General features: G+C 67.7%; 24 protein-coding genes. 17 read left to right on the top strand and 7 right to left on the bottom strand.

Annotated features, from left to right (window positions below):
* Positions 1-4 precede the first annotated feature (4 nt).
* Both zwf and AB0I34_RS18605 read right to left on the bottom strand, forming a co-directional pair.
* Positions 5-1,501, bottom strand: a complete 1,497-nt coding sequence (zwf, locus tag AB0I34_RS18610) for a glucose-6-phosphate dehydrogenase (RefSeq protein WP_360446537.1) — start codon at positions 1,499-1,501, stop codon at positions 5-7.
* A gap of 68 nt (positions 1,502-1,569) precedes the next feature.
* Positions 1,570-1,947, bottom strand: a complete 378-nt coding sequence (locus AB0I34_RS18605; protein ID WP_360446536.1) for a VOC family protein — start codon at positions 1,945-1,947, stop codon at positions 1,570-1,572.
* 146 nt (positions 1,948-2,093) lie between these two features.
* Here AB0I34_RS18605 and AB0I34_RS18600 point away from each other — a divergent pair, with 146 nt between their 5' ends.
* From AB0I34_RS18600 to AB0I34_RS18590, 3 genes are read left to right on the top strand one after another with little or no spacing between them, the layout of a single operon-like run.
* Positions 2,094-2,423: a YciI family protein gene (locus AB0I34_RS18600; RefSeq protein ID WP_360446535.1), complete on the top strand. Its 330-nt coding sequence runs from the start codon at positions 2,094-2,096 to the stop codon at positions 2,421-2,423.
* A complete protein-coding gene (locus AB0I34_RS18595; protein ID WP_360446534.1) occupies positions 2,420-3,607 on the top strand; it encodes a sigma-70 family RNA polymerase sigma factor in 1,188 nt (395 codons plus the stop codon). The genes AB0I34_RS18600 and AB0I34_RS18595 overlap by 4 nt, the downstream gene beginning before the upstream one ends.
* Positions 3,608-3,640: 33 nt before the next feature.
* Complete coding sequence (locus AB0I34_RS18590) at positions 3,641-4,270, top strand: maleylpyruvate isomerase family mycothiol-dependent enzyme (RefSeq protein WP_360446532.1); 630 nt, start codon at positions 3,641-3,643, stop codon at positions 4,268-4,270.
* Here AB0I34_RS18590 and AB0I34_RS18585 read toward each other — a convergent pair whose 3' ends face one another.
* A complete protein-coding gene (locus AB0I34_RS18585) occupies positions 4,271-5,374 on the bottom strand; it encodes a hypothetical protein (RefSeq protein ID WP_360446530.1) in 1,104 nt (367 codons plus the stop codon).
* A gap of 632 nt (positions 5,375-6,006) precedes the next feature.
* On the opposite strand from AB0I34_RS18585, the gene AB0I34_RS18580 reads away from it, so the two are divergent.
* From AB0I34_RS18580 to AB0I34_RS18560, 5 genes are all read left to right on the top strand, one after another.
* Entirely contained in the window at positions 6,007-9,324 is a 3,318-nt protein-coding gene (locus tag AB0I34_RS18580; RefSeq protein WP_360446528.1) for a hypothetical protein, read from the top strand.
* A complete protein-coding gene (locus AB0I34_RS18575) occupies positions 9,302-10,171 on the top strand; it encodes a hypothetical protein (protein WP_360446526.1) in 870 nt (289 codons plus the stop codon). Before AB0I34_RS18580 ends, AB0I34_RS18575 begins: the two co-directional genes overlap by 23 nt.
* A gap of 527 nt (positions 10,172-10,698) precedes the next feature.
* Positions 10,699-11,232: a helix-turn-helix domain-containing protein gene (locus tag AB0I34_RS18570; RefSeq protein ID WP_360446525.1), complete on the top strand. Its 534-nt coding sequence runs from the start codon at positions 10,699-10,701 to the stop codon at positions 11,230-11,232.
* 10 nt (positions 11,233-11,242) lie between these two features.
* Positions 11,243-12,001 (top strand): precorrin-6A synthase (deacetylating), encoded by a 759-nt coding sequence (gene cobF, locus AB0I34_RS18565; RefSeq protein WP_360446523.1) that lies wholly within the window; start codon positions 11,243-11,245, stop codon positions 11,999-12,001.
* Positions 12,002-12,206: 205 nt separating this feature from the next.
* Positions 12,207-13,784, top strand: coding sequence for a carboxylesterase family protein (locus AB0I34_RS18560; protein WP_360446521.1), 1,578 nt, complete (start codon positions 12,207-12,209; stop codon positions 13,782-13,784).
* Here the strand turns inward: AB0I34_RS18560 and AB0I34_RS18555 are convergent.
* From AB0I34_RS18555 to AB0I34_RS18545, 3 genes are all read right to left on the bottom strand, one after another.
* On the bottom strand, positions 13,777-14,388 hold the full coding sequence (locus tag AB0I34_RS18555) for a TMEM175 family protein (protein WP_360446519.1): 612 nt from the start codon (positions 14,386-14,388) through the stop codon (positions 13,777-13,779). The genes AB0I34_RS18560 and AB0I34_RS18555 overlap by 8 nt on opposite strands.
* A gap of 22 nt (positions 14,389-14,410) precedes the next feature.
* Positions 14,411-15,841 (bottom strand): MFS transporter, encoded by a 1,431-nt coding sequence (locus AB0I34_RS18550; RefSeq protein WP_360446517.1) that lies wholly within the window; start codon positions 15,839-15,841, stop codon positions 14,411-14,413.
* 80 nt (positions 15,842-15,921) lie between these two features.
* The gene (locus tag AB0I34_RS18545) at positions 15,922-16,404 is read right to left on the bottom strand and encodes a MarR family winged helix-turn-helix transcriptional regulator (protein WP_360446515.1); all 483 of its coding nucleotides are present in this window, start codon (positions 16,402-16,404) and stop codon (positions 15,922-15,924) included.
* A gap of 145 nt (positions 16,405-16,549) precedes the next feature.
* Between AB0I34_RS18545 and AB0I34_RS18540 the strand changes: the two genes are divergently transcribed.
* From AB0I34_RS18540 to AB0I34_RS18500, 9 genes are all read left to right on the top strand, one after another.
* Positions 16,550-17,713 carry an MFS transporter gene (locus AB0I34_RS18540; RefSeq protein WP_360446513.1) on the top strand — a complete coding sequence of 388 codons (1,164 nt, stop codon included), beginning with the start codon at positions 16,550-16,552 and terminating at the stop codon, positions 17,711-17,713.
* Positions 17,714-17,723: 10 nt separating this feature from the next.
* On the top strand, positions 17,724-18,827 hold the full coding sequence (locus tag AB0I34_RS18535; protein ID WP_360446511.1) for a precorrin-3B synthase: 1,104 nt from the start codon (positions 17,724-17,726) through the stop codon (positions 18,825-18,827).
* Complete coding sequence (locus tag AB0I34_RS18530) at positions 18,821-19,456, top strand: precorrin-8X methylmutase (protein WP_360446509.1); 636 nt, start codon at positions 18,821-18,823, stop codon at positions 19,454-19,456. The genes AB0I34_RS18535 and AB0I34_RS18530 overlap by 7 nt, the downstream gene beginning before the upstream one ends.
* The gene (locus AB0I34_RS18525; RefSeq protein WP_360446507.1) at positions 19,453-20,979 is read left to right on the top strand and encodes a precorrin-2 C(20)-methyltransferase; all 1,527 of its coding nucleotides are present in this window, start codon (positions 19,453-19,455) and stop codon (positions 20,977-20,979) included. The genes AB0I34_RS18530 and AB0I34_RS18525 overlap by 4 nt, the downstream gene beginning before the upstream one ends.
* Positions 20,980-21,056: 77 nt before the next feature.
* Complete coding sequence (locus AB0I34_RS18520; RefSeq protein WP_360446505.1) at positions 21,057-21,791, top strand: hypothetical protein; 735 nt, start codon at positions 21,057-21,059, stop codon at positions 21,789-21,791.
* A gap of 86 nt (positions 21,792-21,877) precedes the next feature.
* On the top strand, positions 21,878-22,573 hold the full coding sequence (locus tag AB0I34_RS18515; RefSeq protein ID WP_360446503.1) for a hypothetical protein: 696 nt from the start codon (positions 21,878-21,880) through the stop codon (positions 22,571-22,573).
* A gap of 51 nt (positions 22,574-22,624) precedes the next feature.
* Positions 22,625-23,776 carry a N(5)-(carboxyethyl)ornithine synthase gene (locus AB0I34_RS18510; RefSeq protein WP_360446501.1) on the top strand — a complete coding sequence of 384 codons (1,152 nt, stop codon included), beginning with the start codon at positions 22,625-22,627 and terminating at the stop codon, positions 23,774-23,776.
* A 106-nt stretch (positions 23,777-23,882) separates the two neighbouring features.
* Positions 23,883-24,557 carry an SDR family oxidoreductase gene (locus AB0I34_RS18505; RefSeq protein WP_360446499.1) on the top strand — a complete coding sequence of 225 codons (675 nt, stop codon included), beginning with the start codon at positions 23,883-23,885 and terminating at the stop codon, positions 24,555-24,557.
* A gap of 11 nt (positions 24,558-24,568) precedes the next feature.
* On the top strand, positions 24,569-25,051 hold the full coding sequence (locus tag AB0I34_RS18500) for a 2,4'-dihydroxyacetophenone dioxygenase family protein (protein ID WP_360446497.1): 483 nt from the start codon (positions 24,569-24,571) through the stop codon (positions 25,049-25,051).
* Here the strand turns inward: AB0I34_RS18500 and AB0I34_RS18495 are convergent.
* Positions 25,041-26,039, bottom strand: coding sequence for a LacI family DNA-binding transcriptional regulator (locus AB0I34_RS18495; protein WP_360446495.1), 999 nt, complete (start codon positions 26,037-26,039; stop codon positions 25,041-25,043). The two genes, AB0I34_RS18500 and AB0I34_RS18495, sit on opposite strands and share 11 nt — an antisense overlap.
* Between the last annotated feature and the right edge of the window lie 14 nt (positions 26,040-26,053).

The raw sequence follows: 26,053 nt of genomic DNA, 5'->3' as shown, positions 1-26,053 counted from the left end.
AGAACTACTGCTTGCGCTCTCGCCATTCGCGTTCGAAGGGGAGACGCCAGGCTCGGGGCGCGATCAACTGGTGGATCGCGTTCGGGCCCCAGGTGCCGGGCTGGTAGGGCTTCACCGGCGGCGGATCGTCCAGCAGCAGGGCCGAGCGGTCCCACAACGACTCGATGCCTTCCGCGGTGGTGAACAGGGTGTGGTCGCCGCGCATGGCGTCGAGGATCAGGCGTTCGTACGCCTCGAGTACGTCGCCCGCGCTCTCGGTCTCCTGGGTGGAGAACTGCATCGAGAGCTTCTCCAGCCTCATCCCCGGCCCGGGGCGCTTGCCGTAGAACGACAGCGAGACCCGCGACGAGTCGGCCAGGTCGAAGGTCAGGTGGTCCGGTCCCTGCGAGCCGACGCCGGAGCCGGCCGGGAACATCGTCTTCGGGGCCTCCTTGAAGGCGATCGAGATGATCCGCTGGCCTTCGGCCAGCCGCTTGCCGGTGCGCAGGTAGAACGGCACGCCGGCCCAGCGCCAGTTGTCGATGCCGACCTTCATCGCGATGAAGGTCTCGGTGTCGGAGTCCGGCGCGACCCCGTCCTCGTTGCGATAGCCGCCGTACTGGCCGCGGACCACGTCCTGGGTCTGGATCGGCAGCATCGAGCGGAAGACCTTGTTCTTCTCCTCGGAGATCGCCCGCGGCTCCAGTGCGGTCGGCGGCTCCATCGCGACGAAGGACAGCACCTGCAGTACGTGCGTGACGACCATGTCCTTGAACGCGCCGGTCGGCTCGTAGAACGTGGCCCGCTGGTCCAGCCCGAGCGACTCGGGGATGTCGATCTGCACGTGGTCGATGAAGTTGCGGTTCCAGATCGGCTCGAACAACCCGTTCGCGAACCGGAACGCGAGAATGTTGAGCGCCGCCTCCTTGCCGAGGAAGTGGTCGATCCGGAACACCTGCGACTCGTCGAAGGTCTCGTGCACGAAGTCGTTCAGGTCGATCGCGCTGGCCAGGTCGTCGCCGAACGGCTTCTCCATCACCACCCGCGCATGGTCGACCAGGTCCGCGTCGCGCAGCATCGCGATCACGGACTGGGCCGCCTTCGGGGGCACAGACAAGTAGTGCAGCCGGCAGGCGTCAGGGCCGAGCAGCGCCTCCGCCGACTTGACCGCGGCGGCCAGCGCCTCGGGGCCGGCGGTCACCGGCACGTAGTCGAGCCGGTCGGCGAACTGGGCCCACTCCGCGTCGCTCATCCGGTGCGTGCCGAACGTCTCCACCGCGTCGCGCGCCCGGGCCCGGAACTCGTCCGTGGTCAGGTCCTCGGTCGCCGACCCGATGATCCGTACGTCGGGAGCGAACTTGGACTGCTGCAGGTACGCCAGACCGGGCAGCAGCTTGCGCTTGGCCAGGTCACCGGTCGCGCCGAACAGCACGATCACGTGCGGCGCCAGCGGCAGCGGGTCGCGCCGCGACGGCCGCGACCCCGGTGCCGGATACGCGATGGTCTGGGTACGGTCAGGCATTCAGTCCTCCCACGGACGCCACCGGAGCCAACATCCGCAGTGTAAATGCCTGAAGTGACGCTCCGGGATCAGGCGGATTGCCAGAGTCCGAGGATGTTGCCCTCCGGGTCTTCGAAGTACGCGGCGAAGCCCATGTCGCCGACGGCCATCTTCTCGCCGACCTGCTTGCCGCCGAGGCTCTCCACGGTCTTCAGCGCGGCGTCCACGTCGGCCACGTCGACGGTGATCACCGGGCGGGTGAGCTCCGCCGTGCGCTGGAACATGCCGCCGTTGATGAAGCCGGGCTCGGACGGCATCGCCTGCTCGTCCACCGGTCCGGTCGACGCCATCGTGTAGTCCATCTCGGGCATCTCCATCAGGTTCCACCCGAACGCCTCGCGGTAGAACGTTCGCGCTCGCTCACCGTCGTCGTACGGAACCTCGAAGTGCACAATTCGGCCGGTCATAGCCATTCCCCTCCCCGGGTGGTCCACTGCTGCCGACGCTAGTCCTGGCAGGTCGTTTCAGCCAGGTCTGGACGAACTACGGTGGAGCTGTCTGTTTCCGTCCGGACCGTTCGTCGGTGGGGTGAGACCGGCTGTGGAGGAGGACCATGAAGTACCTGCTGATGATCTGTGGTGACGAGTCGCATGCGAACGACGGCTGCGGCGGCTGGTCGGAGGAGATGGAGCAACGCGGCGTGGTCGCGGGCGGTGCCGGGCTGCGGCCGCCGGCGGAGGCGACGACCGTCCGGGTCCGCAACGACGAACTGCTGCTCACCGACGGCCCGTTCGCGGAGACCAAGGAGCAGATCGGCGGCTTCGTGCTGATCGACTGCGCCGACCTGGACGAGGCGATCGAGATCGCCGCCAAGCACCCGGCTGCGGGCTACGGCACCATCGAGATCCGCCCGGTGCTGGAGCCACCGCCGGGGGTGAGGTGACGTTCGAGGAGATCTACCGGCAGGAGTGGGGTCAGGTGGTCGCCACCCTGATCCGCGTGACCGGTGACTGGGAGCTCGCCGAAGAGGCCGCGCAGGAGGCGTTCGCCGCGGCCCTGGAGCGGTGGCCGCGGGACGGCGTACCGGACAAGCCTGGTGCCTGGCTGACCACCACCGCACGTAACCGGGCGATCGACTGGCTACGCCGGGAAGCGGTCGGCGCCGCCAAACTGCAGGAGGTGGCTGCGATGACCGACGAGCCTGACCCGCCGTACGACGTACCGGACGACCGGCTGCGGTTGATGTTCACGTGCTGCCATCCCGCGCTGGCGATGGAGGCCCGGGTCGCGTTGACACTGCGGACGCTGGCCGGACTCAGTACGGCGGAGATCGCCCGGGCCTTTCTGGTGCCGGAGACAACTATGTCCAAGCGACTCACCAGGGCCAAGCAGAAGATCCAGCACGCTGGCATCCCCTACCGAGTCCCGCCGTCGCATCTCCTGCCCGAGCGGACGCCCGCAGTACTGGCTGTCCTCTACCTGCTGTTCAACGAGGGGTACTCCGATGTCGTCCGCAGCAGTCTGAGTGCTGAGGCGATCCGGCTGACGCGGCTGCTCGTGCAGCTCATGCCGGACGAGCCGGAGGCCGCCGGACTGCTCGCCCTCATGCTGCTCCACGACGCGCGCCGCTCCACCCGCCTGACGGCCGACGGCGAGCTCATCACCTTGGAGGACCAGGACCGGACTCGGTGGGACGGCGATCTGATCGCCGAGGGCGAGGCACTTCTCGAGGCGACGCTCCGCCGCGGTGCACCGGGGCCGTATCAGGTGCAGGCCGCGATCGCCGCTTGTCATGCCACCGCGCGTACGGCGGCCGACACGGACTGGCCGCAGATCGCGGCACTGTACGGACAGCTCAAGCAGACACCAGTGGTCGCGCTCAATCGCGCCGTCGCCATCGGCATGGCCGACGGGCCAGGCGTGGGGCTGCGGCTGGTGGATGACCTGGCCGCGGGTCCGTTGACCGGCTATCACCTGCTCCCGGCGACCCGAGCGGACTTCCTCCGGCGTCTCGGGCGCTGGTCCGAGGCGGCAGCGGCGTACCGGGAGGCGATCGAACTGGCCGGGACGGATGCGGAGCGCCGATTTCTGCGCAGAAGGTTGAGTGAGGTGTCTGTCCGGGCCTGATCCGTTCGTCGGTGGGACGAAAGGAGATTGCTCATGACTGACATCCGAGCGGCCATCGCGGGCGAGCGGACCGACCTCGCCGGCGTCCTCGCCGGTCTGCCCGCGGACGACTGGGACAAGCCGAGCCTGTGCCAGGGCTGGCGGGTGCGCGAGGTCGTTGCCCACATCACCATGCCGTTCCGCTACTCCACACCGCAGTTCCTGCTGGGGATGGTGAAGGCGCGCGGGAAGTTCGATCGGTACGCCGATCTGGCCGCCCGGAGTGACGCGGCGACCTTGAGCGCGGCGGAGCTGACGGCCTGCCTGCGCGACAACGTCGGCCACGGGTGGAAGCCGCCGGGCGGTGGGTACGAGGGCGCACTGTCCCACGACGTGATCCACGGCCTCGACATCACCGTTGCCCTCGGCATCGACCGGACCGTGCCGGCCGACCGACTGCGCCACATCCTCGGCGACCTGAAGCCACGCCAGCTCAAGTACTTCGGCGTCGACCTCACCGGCATCGAGCTCCGCGCGACCGACCTGGACTGGACCTTCGGTACCGGCGAACCCCTCACCGGCGCAGCTCAGGACCTGCTCCTGATCCTGTCCGGCCGCTCACTCCCTCCCGGCCACCTCACCGGCCCAGCAGCCGCCCGCTTCACAACAGCAGTCACCCACTGATCAGGACAGTTCGGCGATCCACTTGCGCAGGTCGGCGTCGGACACGTCGCTGGCCGGCGTCACGTGCGCGAACGGACCGGCGGCCGTCACGAGCGCGATCGTCACGTCCGTCGGTCTGCTCGCGAAGGACGCTGCCGCCGCGCCCTTGATGTCGACGCCGACCGGGGCGGGGAACGTTCCCGCCGTCTTCAGGATCGAGTCGACAAAGGCTTTTTCGTCCTCGGGGTTGAGCAGCGAGCCCTTCCAGTCCTCATCGGGAGCCGCGAAGAGGAAGCCCACCACGGCCGGTTTGCCGGCGTGCGTCATCGGCAGCACCCGGCCGAGGGTGGCGCGGATCCCGTCTGCCGGTCCCGACACGACGACGTACGGTTTGGTGGCGTACAAGGCCGTGTTGATGAAGCCGCCACCGACAGCCGGAAGCTCGGCGGGGTACATCCCCGGCGCCTCCTCCTCGTCGCCACCCGGCGGCTCGGTCGTCGAGAACGTGTCCTCACCCGGCGGCACCTCGGTGGAGAAGGTGTCGGCCTTGATCACCGGATCGAAGGTCACTTCGGTCACGACGTCCGCTCCGCCGTTCCGCATGAGCAGGCCTGTCTTCTCGTCGAGCGCGATCTCCCGCGCCTTCAGCGGCTCGGTCGGATCAGTGTCGCTCGGTACCACCTCGTCGCAGTGGTACCGAACCGCGGTCCGGCCGAACAACGTCTTCGGGCCCAACTTCTTCGCTCCGGGGCAAAGCTTCCGGAACTCGTCGGTGTCAGACCGGTAGAACCACGTGACGATGGGGAACTCGTCCTTGTCGGGATTCTCCATGCGCTGGTACTTCGGGGATTCCTCCGGAACGTAGATCAGGAGCGCCTTCCCGTCCCAGACCTGGGAATACCGGACGCTCGGACCGTCGATCACCGAGATCCGGTACCTCCCGCTCTGATCGGCGATGACCTCGAAGGTCTCGGAGGTGCCGCTCTCGTCGCTCACACTGCGAATCCGGACCACCTCCGACGCGGTCCCGCCCCCATCGGTCTGCTTCTCCCCACAGCCACCTGCCGCAGCGACCAGGATGGCGACAGCCGCGATCTTCCGCGCATTCCCCCACCACACAGCCATGACGACTGCGCTCCTCCCCTGTCGGCGAAGTTCAGGGGCGGTTGAGCTCAGTGTGCTCTCCCGGTCCCTGCCTGCACAGGGCCCAGGAGTCCGCCGCACAGCAACCGCGGGTGGGTGAGCCTTGCCGGGTGGCCGGGATCCCCGGAGATCGGTGCCGCTGGCCACGGTAGGGCGCGATGGCTCTCACCGACAGCATGCCGATCGCGCGGCGAACCCGTAGCAGAGCGGGCCTGAGCGTCTCGGTCCTCATGTGCCTACTGATTGCAGTCAGCTACTTTGCCCTCAGTCTGCGCACCGCATGTCCGCCTGCGGGGATCAAGGGTCCCGATCGTCACCGGAGGTGTGGCGCTGGATTAGCCGCGCCCAGCAGGACAGCGCACCGGCCTGCTGCGTCCGGGAACGCGATTCACACAGTCGGTTCCCGGCACCGCGCCGGTGAGCTGAGTGAAGAACCCGATCGTGGGGACCGCATATGCCACCTCCGCCGCGAAGCCGCCCGACGACACAGACGTTTCCGACTTCGCGGACCCGACGAGTGCCGACGTGTCCGGATGATTTGAAGCGCGAGCCGGGCCAATGCCGGCACGACAGACTAAGCTGGCTGGCCTGGTCATCCGAAGTGAAGGTTGGGTATGGACGATTCTCTTCAGGACCTGCTCCCCCGTCTCATCGTCGGGCCGACCTTCGTATTGCTCGGCCAGGCATCTGCGAATTGGGGTGACGGGGAGCCCGCGGTTACCGGGACGCCTGCCCTCGGCAGCCCAGTCCCGGCCTACCAGGCCGCAATCGCAGATCTGAATGCGGCGGAGACATCCGGTCAGCTCGCCGTAGTAGCCCAATTTCCATGGAACGGCGTCTTCACGTCGCGCATCGACTCGGCACTGGAACGCGCGTTCACGGCCGGCTGGCGGCGTGTCAGGTCGATCGGTTTGCCCCAACTCGGCAGGCACCCGCGCAGCGCAACCGAGCTACAGATCCGTCACCTGTTCGGGGGCATGCACCTACCCGAGGACGAGCGTCCCCCCTCGGATCTGGTGGCTGAGGTGGAGGCAACCGCCAGGGCGAACGAAAGTCTCAGCATACTTGCTGAGCGCTTGGTGACTCCACGCGGAGTCGTAGTCATCGACGGCTACGTCGCCGGCGATTGGCTGTCCACCAAGGACCTCTTCGTCTTCCTGAGCAAGCTGGGAGCTGACCAGGCTCATCTGTTCTCCGTGACCCCAGAGTTGCTCGAGGACAGGTTCATCCGCACCGCCCTCGATCGTGGCTTGCTGCACACCCACCTCGAATCTCTCGCTCAGATGCTTGGGGATGCCGAGGCCGCAGGACGACTGGACATGTCGGCCACCGGGCGTGGTACCGGCGGCCGTCGGTTGATCCCGGCCCGAGCCCGCTTCGTCGAGATGGACATCGGCACCTGGAACCAGATCATCAGTACGGCCCGGCCCATCGATACGAGCCTGCTCGAACCCTTTCCCACGGCTTCCCAGGCCGTCACCTATCAGCGCTTCCGCAACCTGCTTGGGTACAGCGACGGCGCGCCGCCATACAAAGCGGTCGCGAGCGGATACAAGCTGCGCCGTGACTTTGAGGACGTGCTGATGCAGCGCGTCACCCGCAGCCTCGGCGACCTCTCCACGCTCGACCCGATCATCCTGTCCGGACAGACGGCGACGGGAAAAAGCCTCGCGCTGTGCGGCCTGGCACTGGATCTGGCGCGCAGTGGCCAGGCTGCAGTCCTGCATCAGGCCCGACGCGGTGACCGACCCGCGGCAGCCGATATCGAGCGATTTGCGCGATGGGCGGAGGAGGTGGCCGACCTTCCGACCGTGTTCATCTGGGACGGCATGGTCGACGATGACGACTACTACTCGTTACAGAGGAAGCTGCTTGCACGCGGACGCCGCGTCCTGATCGTTGGCAGTAGCTACCGGGTCGTTGGCAGATCGTCCCGGAACCTAGCCGTCAGTGCCAAGCTATCCAAAGAAGAGATCGGCAGTGCTCGAGTCTGGCTTGGCCGGTTCGGCATGCAGCTTCCGGCTAGCGGCGATGCCGAGCTGGATTCATCGTTCCTGGCGATCTTGTACCGGTTGATCCCCGACTCCCAGTACGGCATCCAGCGAGGGCTCGCCCGGGAAGCCCGCAACTACGAGGCCGCGTTCGAGCGCCTAGTCAAGGACAGCAAGTCCGAGAGGATCGGACTTACCGCGCTTGCGCAGGCCATGGCCGACGCCGGTTACGACATCCAATCCTTGCGACCGTCGGAACGACCGCAAGACGAGCTAATCGATCTCTCCTTCTTCGAGCGGAGTACGGCGGAACAGCTCACGGCAATCATCCTGGTCGCGGGCAAGTGGGGTCTCACCATTCCCTTGGAGCTGGTCCTACGGGTGATCGGGCGGGATGGCTGGGCACACCTCGCAGAACTCGTACCGGAGTACGACCTCTTCCGCTGGGAAGAGGAAGCCGACGGCGGGCAGGTGCTGGGAGTGCGCACCCAGCTCGAAGCCGAGCTGCTGGCAAAGGAAGATCTCAGGATTGACACTGAGCTAACCGTGGTGTGCGAGATGATTGAGGCGTTACGCCCCGACTCGACGCACAACGGCGGAATCGAAGTCGACTTCATTGTCGCGCTCGTCAACAAAATCGGCCATAAGTCACCCGAGGCGTCCCGGTACTCGAGGCATTGGTTGCGGGTCGCTACCGCGTTCCGGAACCTCCGGGAGAAGCTGGGCCGTGCCCACCACCGGCTCGTTCTAGCGGAAGCGAACCTCACGCGCGAATTCGTTAAGAGGGACCAGGGAAGCAACCAGAACGACCGTGTCACGCGATTGACCTTGCTGGCCGAGACACAGCACCTGCTAGAAGAGACAATCGAGGAGGCGGACATCTCCCCGACCGCCAAACGCAACCTCTTGGTGGAGCTGGGCAGCACAGTCGGCACTCAGGTGTACGAGCAGGCGCTCACCGCCGAGAGCGAGCACCTAGCCGCACTGATGAAGGACGTGACACGGTCGGTGCTAGCCGCCCGACGGCTCGATCCCGAGAACTACTATCCGGTCGACGTCGTGGCATGGACCACCTCGCGCGCCATGGAGAACGAGAAACTGGACGACTCAGTCAGGTTGGACCTCCTGGCGAACGCTGCTGCTTCACTGGACTCGGTGGATCCCGGCTCGTTGAGCCCTAGTCAACGAGCCCTCTATGACACACGGCAGAGCGACATGGGGCGGCTGCTCAAGGACCCCGCGCTAGAGCACCGGCATCTTGAGGCTTTGAGGGCGAACAACGACCCGGCGGCCCACTACTTCCTGGCCCGCCTTGACGCTCGAAAAGGCACGGATGGCATGCAGAGAGCAGTTGACGGGCTTCTCGCCGCTCCCTCTGAGGTCCGCGAGGATTGGCGCTGTTCCCGGTTGCTACTCGATCTCTTCTGGGAGTTGAGAACTGGCAAGAAATTCCTCCGCGGCGAACGGGAGGTTCTTGCGTTTTCCAAACAGGACTGGCAGGAATGCATCAGGCTCGTCAACGCAGTCCAGTCGGCCACGTCGTTTGACCAGTATCGCCTTGAATTCCTCCACGGCCTGGCGCTGTTCCACCTCGGACAGTTCAAGCAGTCGGAGGCCGTCTTCAAAGATCTCGACCGTCGCACTGTGGAGCTTTCTTCCCGGGTCGTGGCGACCTACCTCGCGTCCACACCTGCAGGCAAGCCACAGCTGCATGGCGGACGTGTGATGTGGACATCACCGGACGGCCGCCGGGGCGTAGTTTGGGTCGACAACCTCGCCATCGAGATGACGTTCATCCCGAGACGGTTCACAGTCTTCGAGCCGCCGCAACGTGGTGAGACACTTCCGGACTTCCACATCGCATTCAACATGCGGGGAGCGCTGGCCGATCCAGTCAGAGCAATTCGCCGTTCGGACGGTGGCCACCGTCATGTGGGATGAGATCGAGCAACTCCAGGCGACCATCGATGACCTGTCTCTCAACAAACGCATCTGCACCGGTCAGCCCTTCGACACACTGGACACAACAAACCTGCCGCGTGTCGTCGACAGCGAGGAAGGCTTCCGTGCACTCGTGTCCGAGTTCTATAAGCTGTGGCACGAAAAGTGGAGAATCGATGTGGGCTTTCTCCTGACGAGCGGCAAGTCGGCCGCCGGTCAGGCGAAACACTTCGGCTGGGTGCTGAAGCAGATCAGAACGGCCCACCAGCACTCCACCGACAGGGGCGCCGTGCGAGCGTTGATGGACTGGCAATACCAGACCTGCGGCAAATACGTCCTTAGTGCGCCCGAGGAGTGGGCGAAGTGTGCCAGCGAACTGATCGTCCAGCTGCGCGGCGCGGTCAGCGATCTGACCACTATCGCCGACGGCCTGCGTCATCACGAGAGTGACCGACTGGCCTGGCAAACCAGGGTCAACGAAAGCGTCGGCTCTGCGGTGATTCGCGTTGCCACTGATCTCGGCCTCAGGCTCACCCCTAGGAACATCGATTATCACAAGCGACAGGTTGAGGGTCGCTGGCAAATGCACAAGGTGCCCGCAGGAACGGACGCACGTCTAGCACTGGACTCGCTGGTCGAGCGCCAGTTGTTGTCGTTGGCGGATGAGCTGCCGTGTAGCTACCTGGATATCCTGCAGGAGCTGAACGTCGTAGGTTCAAGGCGAGCACTCGCGGCAATCCAGCTTGCCCATGCCGTTGCTGCGATCTCCAGGACTCGGGGTGAGGCATTCCTGAAGCTGGTCGCCACGACATGGAGTACTTTGCAACCTCTCAAACCTTCGCGGTGAACTGGGCCTTGGCCAGGCCGTCGCTCGAGTGCCTTGTCGACTCCACCTGATGTCAGAGGAGCTGCTGCCGGAGTGGAAGGGTGGCGGACCCCAGGGTGGTGCGGCTGCTCGCGGGCTGATGGTGGAAGGGGCGGCCGCCGTAGCGGAGCCATTGGGGCGGCCCGTCGCATCGAAGACGAGGTTGACTCGGATGTGGGTTGGTTGACCGGACGGGTCGAGCGCGAGGGCGTAACCGTGGCGGTAGGACGCGAGCCGGAGGGCGACTTCGCCGTTGACCTTGGCGACCAGTTCGCCGTCGTCGGCGACCAGGTCCAGCCCGAGGTCGCTCGGTTGGCCGTCGAACCCGATCTGCTGCGAGACGTCCGTCCTTCGTACGCCGCCAACCGGTGCGTCGCCAGTTCCCGCGGCACGCGCGCAGGTTGCTCCCGGCGACGCGAGCGGAGCGACTCGGCAGTCTGCTCGGTCGAGGGCGAATGCTTCCGTTCGGGATATTATTACCAAACTTGGGAGCATTGGGAGGCCTGGCCATGAAGGAGTCGCCGGCGCCGGTGGCGGAGCTGCTGCTGCACCCGGTCCGCTGGCGGATCGTGCAGCGGGTGCTCGGGCGCGAGCTGACCACCACCGAGCTCAAGCACGACCTGCCGGATGTCCCGGCCACGAGCCTCTACCGGCATGTCGCCGTACTGATCGAGGCCGGCTATCTCACGGTGGTGCGCGAGCGGCGGGTCCGCGGTACGACGGAGCGCACGCTGTCGCTGGACCAGACGAAGGTCGGGCGGATCGACGAGCGGGAGGCGCGCGCGATGACGCCGGAGCAGCACCGGCAGGCGTTCCTGCTGATGCTGACCCGGCTCGCCGCCGACTTCGACCGCTTCGTCGAGCGCGGCGACCTCTACTCGCGGCTCGATCAGTTGGGCTACAGCCAACTCGCCCTGTACGTCGACGCCGACGATCTCACCACTCTGCGCGAGGGCCTCAACGCCCTCCTCGAACCCCACCTCCAGGAGCAGCCCGGCAAGGAACGCCTGACCCTTTCGCTGGTCTCGCTCCCGGACGTCTAGGCTGCCGCGCATGCGGGAGATGGTGGTGATCGGGGTCGGTGCGGGCGATCCGGAGCAGGTGACGATGCAGGCCGTCGCGGCGCTGAACCGGGTCGACGTGTTCTTCGTGCTGGACAAGGGCGAGGTCAAGCAGGAGCTCGTGGACCTGCGCGAGGAGATCCTGCGCCGGTACGCGACAGACAAGGACTACCGGGTCGTGGTCGGCCGCGACCCCGAGCGGGATCGGACCACTTCGGCGTACGTCGAAGCCGTTGACGACTGGCGGCGGCGCCGGGCCGATGTGTGCGCTGAGCTGATCGCGGCGAACCTCGGTGAGGACGAGGTGGGCGCGTTTCTGGTCTGGGGCGATCCGTCGCTGTACGACAGCACGCTGGCGATTCTGGATGACATCCTGGCTCGCGGCGACCTGGCATTCGAGGTCGAGGTGATTCCCGGGATCAGCAGTGTGTCGACGCTGGCCGCGCGGCACCGGGTCGGGCTCAACCAGGTCGGCCGGCCGATCCAGATCACCACCGGCCGACGACTCGCGAAGGCTTGGCCGGAGGGCGTGGACGACGTGGTCGTGATGCTGGACGCGCAGACGGCGTTCACGTCGTACGTCGATGAGGACGCCGAGATCTACTGGGGCGCGTACCTCGGGACCCCGGACGAGCTCCTCATCTCGGGCCCGCTCCGCGAGGTCGCACCCGAGATCGAGAAGGTCCGCGCCGAGGCCCGCGACCGGAAGGGCTGGATCATGGACACCTACCTGCTCAGAAGACACAGGTAAGACGGCTACGCCGCCCCGAAGAGCACGCCGCCTTCGGCGGCGGGGGTGGGAGCTCAGAAGACACAGGTAAGACGGCTGCGCCGCCCTGAAACACACCGCCTTCAGCGGCGGGGGTGGGGCTGCGCAGAGCAGTTAGACCAAAGGTGTAGGTGGTTTGGCCGTCGGGGCGAGGCGGCAGACGACCTATCCGCGCGAGGGTCTCGGTATGACGAAGAAACTCTTGGCGATACTTGTGGCTGGGCTTGCTCCGGCCGCTCTTCTGGTGGGTGCGGCGCAGCCCAGTGCGGCTGCGGAACCGACTGTCGTACGGACAGACGCCGGGCTGGTGCAGAGCACGGCCGTCGGAGATGCGCTGGTCTACAACGGGATCCCGTACGCCGCTCCGCCGGTCGGGCCGTTGCGGTGGAAGGCCCCGCAACCCGCCAAGCCGTGGGACGGCGTACGGCAGTCCAAGATCGGCAACCCGTGTCCGCAGCAGGCCAACCCGGAAGTGCCCGACGGCGCGTCTGCCGAGGACTGCCTCTACCTGAATGTCACGACCCCCGCAGCCAAGTCGGCGAAGCCGCGAGGCGTGCTCGTGTGGATTCCGGGCGGTGGTTTCTTCTCCGGCGCCGGCTACAACTACGGCGCGTCCAAGCTGGCCGCCCGCGGCGATGTGATCGTGGTGACGATCAACTACCGCCTCGGCATCTTCGGGTTCTTCGGCTACCCGGGCCTGCCGGGCTCCGGCACCTACGGCCTTCAGGACCAGCAGGCAGCACTGCGCTGGGTGCAGCGCAACGCGCGAGCCTTCGGTGGCGACCCGCGCAACGTCACAGTGGCTGGTGAGTCCGCCGGCGGCATGAGCGTCTGCGCGCAGCTCACCTCCCCGACCGCGACAGGCCTGTTCGCGAAGGCGATCATGCAGAGCGGCTCGTGCAACTTCAACTGGGACGACAACAGCCAGTACCCGGGCCAGGCGGCCGACGCCCCCTTCATCCCGGTGAGCAGAGTCCAGGCCAACGGCAAGGAATGGGCCGAGGGCAACAAGGACAAGCTCGGCTGCACGCCCGGCCAGTCCATGCTCGCCTGCCTCCAGGCCGCGAAGTCCGACGTACTGGTCGAGGACATGCTGCAGTTCACCCAGGTCGCGTACGGCGGCACTGCGACGATGCCACTGAGCCCCGCGAAGGCGCTGAAGGCCGGACTGTTCCACCGCGTGCCGGTCCTGTCCGGCAACAACCACGACGAGGCCGCAGCGTGGCTGGTTGCCTTCGGCGACGTCACAGCCGAGAACTACCCGCAACTGGTGACCAACATGGTCGGCGCACGGCAGGCAGCGAAGGTACTGCGTGAGTACCCGCTCAACCGGTACGAGTCTGCCGCGGCGGCCTGGACTGCCGTCACGACGGACCGGATCTGGTCCTGCACCCAGATCGCCAGCGATCAGCAGGCCGCCCGCCGCGTGCCGGTGTACGCGTACGAGTTCGCAGACAAGCACTCGCCCCTCGCAGACGACGGGCTGGGCGCCATCCATGCCGCGGAGTTGCCGTACCTCTTCAGCCTCGGCAACTACGACTTCCCCTTCCCGGAGCCCCAGCAGCGGCTGTCGAACCAGATGATCGACTACTGGACGGCGTTCGCCCGCACCGGCAACCCGAACGGCCCCGACCGGCCGCACTGGTCCCCCACGACGAGTCGCACAGTGACCGGGCTCTCACTGGCTCCCACGGACCAGACCGGCATCCGGCCGGTGAACCTCAGCACCGAGCACCACTGCGGTTTCTGGGCCGGGATCAGCTGACCTTCCGCACCAGGTCCCAGACCCGCACTACCACCGGGGACAGAATCAGCAGGAGCAGCGCGTAGAACTTGACCCCCGGAACAAGGGTCGCGAGCAGGAAGGCGATCAGCGTCAACCCGGTCAGCGCCAGGGAGCCGACCAGCTCCCGAGTGCCGACCGGATTGTCCGGGTTCTCGAGTTCCGCATGGCCGTGGATCATCCAGGTGAGCGCCGACTGGCAGATGCTGAGCACCAGAATCGTCCCGGTGTAGAGCCCCGCGGTGAACTGGTCGCTCTCGTAGGTGCCCACGATCTCGGTCGGGAAGGGCAGGAACACGATCGTGAGCAACCACGCGAGGTTCAGCCGCATCATCGGTGAGGTGTACGCGCGGACGTGCTCGAACACCCGGTGATGGCCGAGCCAGAAGTTCGCGATCACCACGAAGCTCAGCAGGAACGAGAACAGCTGGGGCCAGTGCTCGGTGATCACCTCGGGAGCGTCCAGCCCGTCCGCCTTGGACTCGGTGACCACCTCGACCAGCGGCAGGATCAGCAGGGTGATGGCGATGGCGACGACCGCGTCGCTGAACAGGACCAGCCGGTCCGGGTTCCTCGTCTTGCTCACGGCCGACAACAGTAGCGGCCGGTCAGTTCCGCGGAGCCCTCAGCAGAGTGGCCGACAGCACGAGCGCACCGAGGACGAAGGCCGCCGCGGCGAGCCAAGCGACTCCGTAGCCGTCCCGTAGCGCCAGTACGTCGCTCGCACCGTCAGCCAGCCGGCTGGTCGTGGTGGATGCGGCCAGAGTCGCCAGTACGGCGGTCCCCACCGCAGCACCGGCCTGTTGTGCAGTGTTGTTGAGCCCCGAGGCCAGTCCGGCGTCGCCCGCTTCGGCGCCCGACATCGCGAGCATGATCGCTGCCGGGATGGCCAGGCCGATGCCGGCTCCCATCACCGCGAGGACGGGTGCGACGTTGACGACGTACGAACCATCGACCGGTGCCTGGCTGATCCAGAGCAGGGCGGCCAGGAAGGCTGTCAGTCCGGCGGTCAGCATGTTGCGCGGGCCGAAGCGGACGGTCAGGCGTGGCGCGATGGACAGCGACATCAGCGCGTTCATGATCGGCGCCGGAAGGAAGGCCAGGCCGGTGGTGAGGGAGTCGTAGCCCAGGACCCGTTGCACATAGAGCGCGGTGGTGAACTGGAAGCCGAAGCCGGCCGCGAAGAGCAGGACGACGACGACGTTGGCGACCGTGGTCTGGCGCTTGCGGAAGATGTGCAGTGGCAGCAGCGGATTCATACTGCGGGCCTGACGGAGTATGAACGCGGCCAGGAGCAGAACCGCCGCGGCGGCCAGGACTAGCGTGCGCGCGAGCTCCGCGTGCGGCTCGGCGGTCTGGACGATCGTGTACACGGCGAGCGACAGCCCCGCGGTGACCAAGACAGCGCCGAGTACGTCGGCGCCCTTGGTGAGACCGAGCCCCTCTTCTCCTTGCAGGAGCCGTACGGCGAACGCGAGCGAGATGATGCCGATCGGCACGTTGATGAGGAAGGACCAGTGCCAGCCGACGGTCTGGGTGATCACACCGCCCAGGATCAGACCGATCGACGCACCACTGGCCGAAGTGAAGCTGTAGACCCCCATCGCGCGTGCTTGCTCGCCCGGGGCCGGGTAGAGGCCGACGATCATGCCGAGAATCACCGCCGAGGCGAGCGCTCCGCCGACTCCCTGCAGGAACCGGCCCGCGATCAGCACCTCCGCGCCGCCCGCCGTACCGCACAGCAAGGACGCTGCCGTGAACAGGCCGAGCCCGGCCAGGAAGACCCGCTTGCTTCCGATCAGGTCCCCGATCCGTCCGGCCAGCAGGAGTAGTCCCGCGAAGGCGATCAGGTACGAGTTCATCACCCACGCGAGGCCTGCCTGTGAGAACCCGAGATCACTCTGGATCGTCGGCAACGCGACCGTCACCACGGTGCCGTCGAGGATGATCATCAACTGCATGACGCACAACACCAGCAGGGCTTTCGTCCGTCCGGCCGCCACCGGACGCCCCACCTGAACCGCCGTTTCCACTGCCATCACCCATCTCCTTGCCCAGCTCGAAGCAGAACAAGTACGACGGTAGCAGATAGTTCCGTACTAGACGATCCCTTTGTGGACTACCTTGTGCGTTGCCGGGCGCGGCGGACCGATACCGCTTCCACCTGGACGGACAGATGGCCGTCGACCAGGTCGACGAGCGCGTCGACGAAGGGTTTGCGTTCGCTCGCGGTGAGGGCCTCGAGGACGTCGGCGTGGACCCGGTCGACGATGCGCTGCCCCTCGGCGGCGATCTTGGCGCCGGCCGAGGTGACCGCGATGATGCGCGCGCGGCGGTCGGTGGCGGAGGGCTTGCGTTCGGCGTACCCGGCCTCTTCGAGCGCGTCGACGGTGACGACCATCGTGGTCTTGTCCATGTACGCCAGTTCGGCGATCTGTATCTGGGTGCGCTCCTCCTCCAGGGCGTGCCGCAGGACGCACTGCATCCGCACCGTCAGTCCGATCTCTGCGAGTGCAGCGGACAACTGTGTCTCGAGCACATGACCGGCATGCGTGAGGTAGCCGGTGAGGTCGGGAACCGTGCGGACTGGAGTCTTCGCCATAACCTCCAGGGTAACGCGGGATTATCTACTGCCAGATCATCTCGTGCCGATCATTCTCCGTCGGCTTGGTAGCGGGAATGCGACGTGCAGGGCGGTGTCGTGAAGTCGCGAGTGTGGGGAGTGGGTGGGCGGTTGGGTGGTGGGCATGACTGTTGTTGAGACGCGGGTGGCGGGGGTCCGGTGGTTCGCGGTTGTGGCGGTGACGTTGGGGATTTTCACGATCACGACCACGGAAATCCTGCCGATAGGACTGCTCACCCCGATCGGGTCCACCTTCTCACTCACGCCCGGACGCACCGGCTGGCTGATGACCATGCCCGGCCTGGTCGCGGGCGTCGCGGCGCCGGTGATCACAGTGCTCACCGCTCGGCTGGACCGGCGGCTGATGCTGTGCGCACTGATGGTGCTGCTCGCGATCGCCGGCTTCCTCGCCGCGGCCGCGCCGGTGTACTGGATCGAACTGCTGGCCCGCTTCCTCGTCGGCCTGACTGTCGGCGGCTTCTGGTCGATCGGCGCCGGTCTGGCCGCGCGACTCGTCCCCGAACGGTGGACCGTCCGCGCGACCGCAGTCATCTTCTCCGCCGTCCCCCTCGGCTCGGTCCTCGGCGTACCGGCGGGCACGGTCCTGGGTGAGCTGGCCGGCTGGCGTACGTCGTTCGCCGTGCTCGGAGTGCTGTCGCTGGTGGCGCTCACTGCTCTCTACATCACCGTGCCGCCGCTACCGCCGCTGCAGGTGACCAGGCTCGTCGTACTCCGGGATGCGCTCCGCCGCAGCAAGGGCGCGATCGTCGTCACCTGCATGCTCGTGACGGCGCACTTCGCCACCTACACCTACGTGACGCCCTTCCTCCGCGAGGTCGTCCGACCGGAGCTGATCGGTGTGTTCCTGCTGGTGTACGGCGCAGCCGGCCTGGTCGGCAACCTCATCGCGGGTACGGCGGTCGCACGCAGCGTCCACCTCACCTTCGCCGGATGCGCCGCCTGCATCGCCACCGCGACCCTCCTGTTGCCGGTCCTGGGTCGCAGTACGGCGGGAGCCGTAGCCCTGCTGATCGTGTGGGGCATCGGGTACGGCGGTGTGCCGGTCTGCTCGATGAACATGTTCGCCAAGGCCGCACCGGCCTCGCGGGAGGCGGCGACCGTCCTGTTCACCGGTTCGTTCCAGGCCGTGCTCTCCACCGGGGCGCTGCTGGGCGGTCTGGTGGTGGACACCTGGTCGGTGTCGACCGTCATGGTCGCGGGCGGGGTGTGCGCGGCGCTGACCACCGGAGTGCTGCTGTGGTCCAGAGCACAGGAGGCGGGGACGTAGCATCGCGGTTGTGTCGAGGACTCAGACGGATCGGTGCCCGGGTGTGCTAGCGGTGCACCAGGCTGCCGACGGAGGCCTTGCCCGCGTTCGCCTGCCGGGTGGCGTAGTCGGTGCAGACCAGTTCGACGTACTGCGGACGGCCGCCGCGGACCTCGGGGACGGGCGGCTCGAGCTCACGTCGCGGGCGAACGTGCAGATCCGCGGACTTGCGCCTGATGCGCCGGTGGAGCTGTCTCAGCGGTTGTTCGAGGCCGGACTGTTGCCGTCAATGCCGCATGAGCGGGTGCGGAACATTCTGGCGTCGCCGCTCTCCGGTCTGGACCAGGAGAGCCGGTACGACGTTCTGCCGATGGCGGCTGCGGTAGACCGGGAGCTGTGTGCCCGGCCTGAGTTGGCAGAGCTGCCTGGGCGGTTCCTGTTCGCGCTGGATGACGGGCGCGGGGACCTGGCCGGGGTGCGGGCCGATGTGTTCGTCCGGGCGGTGGATGAGCGTGAAGGGCTGTTGAGCCTTGGCGCTCGCGGTGTGCGGGTGGGCTGGAGTGATGTGGCTGAGGTGATGGTCGCCGCGGCTGAGGCGTTCCTGCAGGAGCGTGAGGGGCAGGAGTGGCGAATCGCGGAGCTCGACCGTGGTGAGGAGCGGATCCTCGACCGCCTGGGGTTGCAGGCTACGGAAGAGCTGCCGACTGCCGTGACCACAGTCGCAGCAGGCAAGCATGGAACGGCGCTGGTGGTGACGGTGCCACTCGGGAGCCTCAGCCAGGAACAGTCCGCAGTGCTCGCCCACCTGGGCCAGGACTTGAGGGTGACTCCTTGGCGGTCCGTCGTGGTGCCGGCGGAGGCTGGTGCGGGGTTGGACGGGGTTGGTTTGGTCACAGATCCTGAATCGGCCTGGAACGGTGTGACAGCGTGTGCGGGGCAGCCTGGGTGTGCGAAGGCGCTGGCAGATGTACGGGGCGACGCCGAGCGGGTGACGCCGCGGCTGCCGCGGCACGAGCGGCCGATGCACTGGTCCGGCTGTGAGCGGCGCTGTGGCAAGCCGGCCGGCGAGTTCGTCGACGTACTTGCCGTGGGCAACGGATATGTGATCGACGGTGAGCGGATGGGGACGTGGTGAGCGGGTTCGAGTACGTGCGCGACGGCGCAGAGATCTACCGGCGGTCGTTCGCGACGATCCGGGCGGAAGCCGCGCTCGGCGACCTCCCGGCCGACGTCGCCCAGGTGGCGGTCCGGATGATTCATGCCTGCGGAATGACCGACCTGGTCGCTGACCTGGCCTGGTCGCCGAACGTGGTCAAGAACGCCCGGGCCGCACTCCAGAACGGCGCACCGATCCTGTGCGACGCGCAGATGGTGGCAGCCGGTATCACCCGGCGGCGCCTGCCCGCGGACAACCAGGTCATCTGCACCCTGAGCGAGCCGGGTGTCCCGGAACTGGCCCAACAGCTACAGACCACCCGTAGCGCCGCAGCGGTCGACCTCTGGAACGACCACCTGGCCGGTTCTGTCGTTGCCATCGGCAACGCGCCGACCACGCTGTTCCGGCTGCTCGAGCTGCTCGCGGACGGCGCGCCGCGACCGGCCGCGATCCTCGGCATCCCGGTCGGTTTCATCGGTGCCGCCGAATCCAAGGACGCGCTGGCGGCGAACGATCTCGGCCTGGAGTACCTCGTCGTGCGCGGCCGCCGAGGCGGAAGCGCGATCACGGCGGCCGCCGTCAACGCCATCGCAAGCGAGGAAGAGTGACAGGCAGACTGTGGGGCGTCGGACTCGGCCCGGGTGACCCCGAACTGGTCACGGTCAAGGCAGCCCGGCTGATCGGGGCCGCCGACGTGATCGCGTTCCACAGCGCGCGGCATGGCCGCAGCATCGCGCGCTCGGTCGCGGCGCCGTACCTGCGGGACGGCCAGCTCGAGGAGCACCTGGTCTACCCACTGACCACCGAGACGACCGATCACCCCGGCGGCTACCAGGGTGCGATGGATGATTTCTACACCGACTGCGCGGCCCGGCTGGCTGCGCATCTCGACGCCGGCCGGGACGTCGTCGTACTGGCTGAGGGCGATCCGTTGTTCTACGGGTCCTATATGCACATGCACAAGCGGCTCGCCGACCGGTATCCGTGCGAGGTGGTCCCCGGCGTGACGTCGGTGAGCGCGGCGGCTGCCGTACTCGGGCGACCGTTGTGCGAGCGGGACGAGATCCTCACCGTGCTGCCGGGCACGCTGCCGCCCGATGTCCTCGCGGACCGGCTCCGGACCACGGATGCGGCCGCGGTGATGAAGCTCGGGCGCACGTTCGAGAACGTGCGGGAGGCGTTCGAGCTGGCCGGGCGCGCCGACGAGGCCTGGTATGTCGAACGTGCGACGACGGATGCGCAACGTACGGCTCCCCTGGCCGAAGTGGATCCCGAGAGCGTGCCGTACTTCTCGCTTGCGCTGCTCCCGAGTCCGATCAACAACACCTTCACCGCACCGGCGCCCAGGACCGCCACGGACGGATCCGTCACCGTGGTCGGACTGGGTCCGGCCGGGCCGGAGTGGATGACACCCGAGGTCCGGGCGGCGATCGCGAGTGCCGACGACCTGATCGGCTACGGCCCGTACGTCGACCGGCTGCCGGACCGCGCTCGTCAGCGCAAGCACGGGTCGGACAACCGGGTCGAGTCCGAGCGGGCCGCGTTCGCCCTCGATCTGGCCCGGAAGGGCTCGAAGGTGGTTGTGGTCTCGTCCGGTGATCCCGGCGTGTTCGCCATGGCCAGTGCGGTCACCGAGGTCGCGTCCGAGCCGGAGTACGCCGACATCGCCGTACGCGTGCTGCCCGGGATGACCGCGGCGCAGGCCGTCGCCAGCCGGGTGGGCGCACCGCTCGGGCACGACTTCTGCGTGCTGTCGCTGTCGGACCGGTTGAAGCCGTGGGACGTGATCGCGGGGCGGCTGGCCGCGGCCGCCGCGGCAGACCTGGTGATCGCGATCTACAACCCCGCGTCGAAGTCCCGGACCTGGCAGGTCGGCGCCACCCGCGACCTGCTGCTCGAACACCGTTCGCCCAGTACGACGGTCGTCGTCGGCCGGGATGTGGGCGGTCCTGGGGAGTCGATCACCGTGACAACGCTGGCCGAACTGGACCCCGAGCAGGTTGACATGCGCTGCCTGTTACTGATCGGGTCGTCCCAGACCCGCACCGTGCCACGCCCGGCCGGACCCTTGGTCTTCACTCCCCGCCGATACCCGGCGACGGACAGTGAGCCCACGCCAGGGGCCGGTTAAATCCGCCCTTCGGCAGTGTCGGACCAGACTCCGTTGGGTAGGTCTGGCGCGAGGCTGACCAGTGAGGAGAAGCGGAGATGGCTCAGCAGTACGGCGACACCGCCACAGCGCAGTACAGCGGCGACACCGCCACCATGACTGCCCCCGGTTCGGCCGCGCCCGACTCGGACGCGACCACCACCCAGCGCTACGAGGAGGCACGCGCCGCCGCGCACCGTGCGATGAGCAACGTCACGATCGTCCCGGACCAATTGCCCTTACCAACGGCCACCACCGAGCCCATCACCGACCCGGACCTGCTCGCCTACCGCGGCTTCAAGTTCGGCGCTGCCTTCTTCGGCTGGTTGATCTCCATCGCGATGTCGGTGCTGCTGCTCGCGGCCGCGGCCGCCGCGGCGGTCGGTACGGCGGAGGTGCTGGACTACTCCCGCGCTGACGCCGAGGCCCAGCCCGGGGCCGCGGGCATCACCGCAGCGTCGGTCGTCGTACTGATGGTGACCCTGGCGTTCTTCACCGGCGGGTACATCGCCGGCCGGCTGGCGCGGTTCGACGGCGGCCGGCAGGGCTTCGGGGTGTGGATGCTCGCGCTGCTGTTCTCGGTGCTCGCGGCCGGTGCCGGGGCGTTCGGAAACAGCCAGTACGGCTGGCTCGACGATCTGAACCGGCCGGACGTGGCGCTGTCCAACGACACCCTGGCCATGGGCGGGATCGTCGCCGCCGCGGCCCTCGTCGTCCTCGCGCTGCTGTTCGCGATCCTCGGCGGCAAGGCCGGCCAGCGCTACCACGACAAGATCGACACCCTGCTGGACTGACGGTCACCGACTCACCACGCATGGTCGACGCCCCCGCGGGGTACCGGAGGGGCGACACGGGGCCTGTCTGGTGAGGAGAACTGACCATGGTCCAGCAGTATCGGGACGACACTGACACTCAGCAGGTCGACGAGACGCGTTCGCTGCGCCGCGCCGAGCACGACCCTGACTCGCGGCCGGTGAGCCACGTCGACGATGTTGACAACGACCAGGACACGCGGCCGCTGCACCGGGCGAACGTCCGGACGTCGGCCGCGACCGAGGTGGACCCGGCGTACCGGGGCTTCAAGGGCGGTTCGGCCTTCTTCGGCTGGCTGGTCGCGATCGGGCTGATCGCACTGCTGACCGGGATCGTCGGCGCGGTCGCGGCTGCGGTCGACTACGCGACCACCATCGACTGGAACGCGGCCGAGTCCGACGCCGGCACCATCGGCATCGCGTCCGGCGCGGTCCTGCTGCTGATCCTCGCGATCGCCTACTACAACGGTGGGTACGTCGCGGGCCGGCTGGCACGCTTCGACGGTGCGCGGCAGGGCTTCGGCGTCTGGCTGATCGGTTTCCTGGTGACGGTCGTCGTCGCGGCGATCGCCGCGCTGGCCGGTTCGCAGTACGACGTACTGGATCGGGTCGACCTGCCGTCGGTGCCGATTGCGAACGAGACCCTGACCACCGGTGGAGTGATCGCGGTCGTGGCGGCTGTCGTGGTAACGCTGCTCGCCGCGTTGATCGGTGGCAAGGCCGGGCAGCGCTACCACCGCCGCATCGACTCCAGCGTCGACTGAACGGCCTCCGGCCGGTCTGTGCTACAACAGGCCGTAACCAAAGGGGCCCTCGTGGACCAGTCAACGCTCGGCGTCATCGGCCGTTCCCGCAAGGAGAACGAGTACCGGCTGCCGATCCATCCGCACCACTTCGACCGGATCGACGACGAGCTGCGGCAGCGCATCGTCCTCGAGTCCGGGTACGGCGAGCGGTTCGGAATCTCCGACGAGCAGTTGGCCAAGTCCGTCGCCGGGGTCGTCGACCGGGACGAACTGATCGCTGTGGCCGACGTCGTCCTGCTGCCCAAGCCGCAGCCCGAGGATCTCGCCGAGCTCCGGACCGGACAGGTGCTCTGGGGCTGGCCGCACTGCGTCCAGGACGACAAGGTCACCCAGCTCGCGATCGACCGCGAACTCACACTGATCGCGTTCGAGGCGATGAACCACTGGACCGCCGACGGCCGGTTCAGCCTGCACGTGTTCCACAAGAACAACGAGCTCGCCGGCTACTGCTCCGTGCTGCACGCGCTCGAGCTGATCGGCTCGACCGGTGACTACGGCCGCCGGCTGCGGGCGGTGGTGATCGGGTTCGGCGCGACCGCCCGGGGAGCCGTCACCGCCTTGAACGCGCACGGCGTGCACGACGTCGACGTCCTGACCGGGAGGGGTGTGACCGCGGTCGGTTCGCCGATCCACTCGGCCCGGATCATCCAGTTCGACCACGACGACCCCGAGGACAACGACCCGCGCCTCAGCCACGCGCTGACCGACGAGGGCAGAGTGCCCCTGGCCGGATTCCTGGCCGAGCACGACGTGGTCGTGAACTGCGTGCTGCAGGATCCGGACGCCCCGCTGACGTTCCTGGTCGAGGAGGACCTGGAGCAGTTCGCGCCGGGCAGCCTGATCGTCGACGTCTCCTGCGACCTGGGCATGGGGTTCAGCTGGGCCCGGCCGACCGGGTTCGGCGACCCGACGTTCGTGGTCGGTGACCACATCACGTACTACGGCGTCGACCACAGCCCGTCGTACCTGTGGAACTCGGCGACCTGGGAGATCAGCGAGGCCGTGCTGCCCTTCCTCCGCCCGGTGCTCGGCGGCCCCGCCGCCTGGCACGCCGACGCCACCCTCGGCCCCGCGATCGAGATCGAGGCCGGCGTCATCCGCAATCCCGGCATCCTCACCTTCCAGCACCGCTCCCCCGACTATCCCCACCCGCGGCTCTGATTCCGGGCATCCGGACGAGCCTTGACCGGCCCGCGCTCCGGATCGGGCCGATCCGGCGTGCGGGTACTTCTTGCCGCCTGCATGAGCGGCCACGAAGCTGAGCTGCATGTCCGGTACCGCTCTCGTCGTCGGAGGCACCAGCGGGATCGGCGCGGCGACGGTACGCCGACTCAGCGCCGACGGGCTGCAGGTCGTCGCCGCAGGTCTTGATGCCGGCCCAGCGGGGGTGGAGCTCGACCTGCGTGAGCCAGGCGCACTCGAGCGACTGATCTGTTCGCTCGACCGGCTGGACATCCTGGTGAACGCGGCCGGCATCATCCGCCGCGGCGACGAGCACCGGCCCGAGGTGTTCCGGGAGGTCCTCGAGATCAACCTGACTGGCGCGCTGCGGGCGTCCGAAGCCGCACACGACCTGCTCGCCGCGAGCCGCGGCTGCATCGTCAACCTCGCCTCGATGCTGAGCTACTTCGGTGGTCCGCTCGTTCCGGCGTACAGCGCCAGCAAGGGCGGCATCGTCCAGCTGACCAAGTCCCTCGCGGTCGCCTGGGCGGCCGACGGTATCCGGGTGAATGCGGTCGCACCCGGCTGGATCGCCACGGACCTGACCGCCGCACTGCAAGCCGATCCGGCCGCCGCCGACCGGATCATCTCCCGTACGCCGATGGCCCGCTGGGGAAAGCCCGAGGAGGTCGCCGGTGCGATCGCCTTCCTGGCCGGCCCGGACGCGGGGTTCGTCACCGGCGCCGTCCTGCCCGTGGACGGCGGCTACCAGAGCACGTGAAGGAGCAGTCGATGATCCCGGTTTCAGCAGGTGTTCCGGCGGAGATCGCCGTACCCGCGGTTCCCGACGACGACCGGTTGTGGGTTCAGCAGGCGCCGGGGGTGTGGTTCCGGCCGCTGATGCTGAACACGGTCACCGGCCAGTGGTGCAACCTGCTGAAGGTGACCCGGGCCGGCATCGTGTCCCGGCACCGGCACCCGAGCGCGGTCTTCGGCTACGTGATCAAGGGCAAGTGGCAGTACGACGAGCACGAGTGGGTCGCGGAGACCGGGTCGTTCGTATACGAGCCGCCGGGCGAGATCCACACGCTGCGGGTGCCGGAGGACTGCACCGAGATGATCACGTTCTTCAACATCTCCGGCGCGATGATCTACGTCGACGAGGCGGGCAACCAGATCGGCTACGAGGACACGTTCACGAAGATCCAGCTGTGCCGCGACCACTACGGCGCGAACGGGCTCGGCGCCGACTACGTGGACCAGTTCATCCGCTAGCCCGGACGACTAGCTCGGTCGGCAGGATGCGGGGACCGTCGTCGGTCCCGTCGATCCGGCGGAGCAGTACGTCCACCATCTCCCGGGCCACCAACTCGAGCGGCTGGCGGATCGTGGTCAGCGGCGGGTCCGACTCCCGCGCGATCCGGGAGTCGTCGAACCCGCCGACGGCCACTTCCTCCGGGACCCGCCGACCGGCTCGCCGGAGCTCCACCAGAGCCCCGGATGCGAGCAGGTCCGAGGCCGCGAACACCGCGTCGAGGTCCGGGCTGGCCTTGAGCAGCTTCGCCATCGCCTGCCGGCCGGCCTCCTGGCTGTAGTCGGTCGCGGAGACCACGAGCCGCTTGAGCGCCTTCCGCCCGAGCACGTCCTGGTAGCCCTGCAACCGCTCCTGTCCGCCGGCGATCTGCGGCGCGCTGATCATCCCGATCCGCTGGTGCCCCTGCTCGACCAGGTACCGCGTCATCTGCCGAGCACCCTCACGGTCGTCGGCAGCGACGTACGGGAGGACGTCGCCGGGTGCGAGCGGCTTGCCGCAGGCAACGGCCGGTACGCCGCCCTCGGCCAGCTCGGCGATCAACGGGTCGCCGAAGTGGGACGAGATCAGCAGTACGCCGTCGACGTGTCCACCGCGAACGTACCGAAGGATCCGGTCCCGGTCGGCGTCGCTGGACTCCAGCATCAGCACCAGGCTGACGTCCTGGTCGGCCAGGGCCTGCGTGCACGACCGCAGCAGCACGCTGAAGTTCGGGTCCTCGAACAACCGCTCCTGCGGCTCCGAGAGCACGAACCCGATCGCGTTGGACCGCTTCGTCACCAGGCTCCGGGCGCTCTGGTTGACCGTGTACCCGGTGTCGGCCATTGCCTGCCGGACCGCCTCGAGTGAGGCGGCACTGACGTAGTGGCCACCGTTGAGGACCCGTGACACCGTGCCGCGCGAGACTCCGGCCAGCTCGGCGACGTCGTCGATGGTCGGCCCACGCCGCATCGCCCGCCGCGCCG

The sequence above is a fragment of the Kribbella sp. NPDC050281 genome, assembly GCF_040655855.1.
In the GTDB taxonomy this organism is placed as follows: Bacteria; Actinomycetota; Actinomycetes; order Propionibacteriales; family Kribbellaceae; genus Kribbella.
Note: the sequence above shows the minus strand (reverse complement) of the source record. Positions and strands in the feature narration are given on the sequence as shown.

Coding starts and splice junctions, on each gene's coding strand:
- zwf (WP_360446537.1), bottom strand. CDS start 1,501: ATGCCTGACCGTACCCAGACCATCGCGTATCCGGCACCGGGGTCGCGG.
- AB0I34_RS18605 (WP_360446536.1), bottom strand. CDS start 1,947: ATGACCGGCCGAATTGTGCACTTCGAGGTTCCGTACGACGACGGTGAG.
- AB0I34_RS18600 (WP_360446535.1), top strand. CDS start 2,094: ATGAAGTACCTGCTGATGATCTGTGGTGACGAGTCGCATGCGAACGAC.
- AB0I34_RS18590 (WP_360446532.1), top strand. CDS start 3,641: ATGACTGACATCCGAGCGGCCATCGCGGGCGAGCGGACCGACCTCGCC.
- AB0I34_RS18585 (WP_360446530.1), bottom strand. CDS start 5,374: ATGGCTGTGTGGTGGGGGAATGCGCGGAAGATCGCGGCTGTCGCCATC.
- AB0I34_RS18580 (WP_360446528.1), top strand. CDS start 6,007: ATGGACGATTCTCTTCAGGACCTGCTCCCCCGTCTCATCGTCGGGCCG.
- AB0I34_RS18570 (WP_360446525.1), top strand. CDS start 10,699: ATGAAGGAGTCGCCGGCGCCGGTGGCGGAGCTGCTGCTGCACCCGGTC.
- cobF (WP_360446523.1), top strand. CDS start 11,243: ATGCGGGAGATGGTGGTGATCGGGGTCGGTGCGGGCGATCCGGAGCAG.
- AB0I34_RS18560 (WP_360446521.1), top strand. CDS start 12,207: ATGACGAAGAAACTCTTGGCGATACTTGTGGCTGGGCTTGCTCCGGCC.
- AB0I34_RS18550 (WP_360446517.1), bottom strand. CDS start 15,841: ATGGCAGTGGAAACGGCGGTTCAGGTGGGGCGTCCGGTGGCGGCCGGA.
- AB0I34_RS18545 (WP_360446515.1), bottom strand. CDS start 16,404: ATGGCGAAGACTCCAGTCCGCACGGTTCCCGACCTCACCGGCTACCTC.
- AB0I34_RS18540 (WP_360446513.1), top strand. CDS start 16,550: ATGACTGTTGTTGAGACGCGGGTGGCGGGGGTCCGGTGGTTCGCGGTT.
- AB0I34_RS18520 (WP_360446505.1), top strand. CDS start 21,057: ATGGCTCAGCAGTACGGCGACACCGCCACAGCGCAGTACAGCGGCGAC.
- AB0I34_RS18515 (WP_360446503.1), top strand. CDS start 21,878: ATGGTCCAGCAGTATCGGGACGACACTGACACTCAGCAGGTCGACGAG.
- AB0I34_RS18505 (WP_360446499.1), top strand. CDS start 23,883: ATGTCCGGTACCGCTCTCGTCGTCGGAGGCACCAGCGGGATCGGCGCG.
- AB0I34_RS18500 (WP_360446497.1), top strand. CDS start 24,569: ATGATCCCGGTTTCAGCAGGTGTTCCGGCGGAGATCGCCGTACCCGCG.
- AB0I34_RS18495 (WP_360446495.1), bottom strand. CDS start 26,039: ATGCGGCGTGGGCCGACCATCGACGACGTCGCCGAGCTGGCCGGAGTC.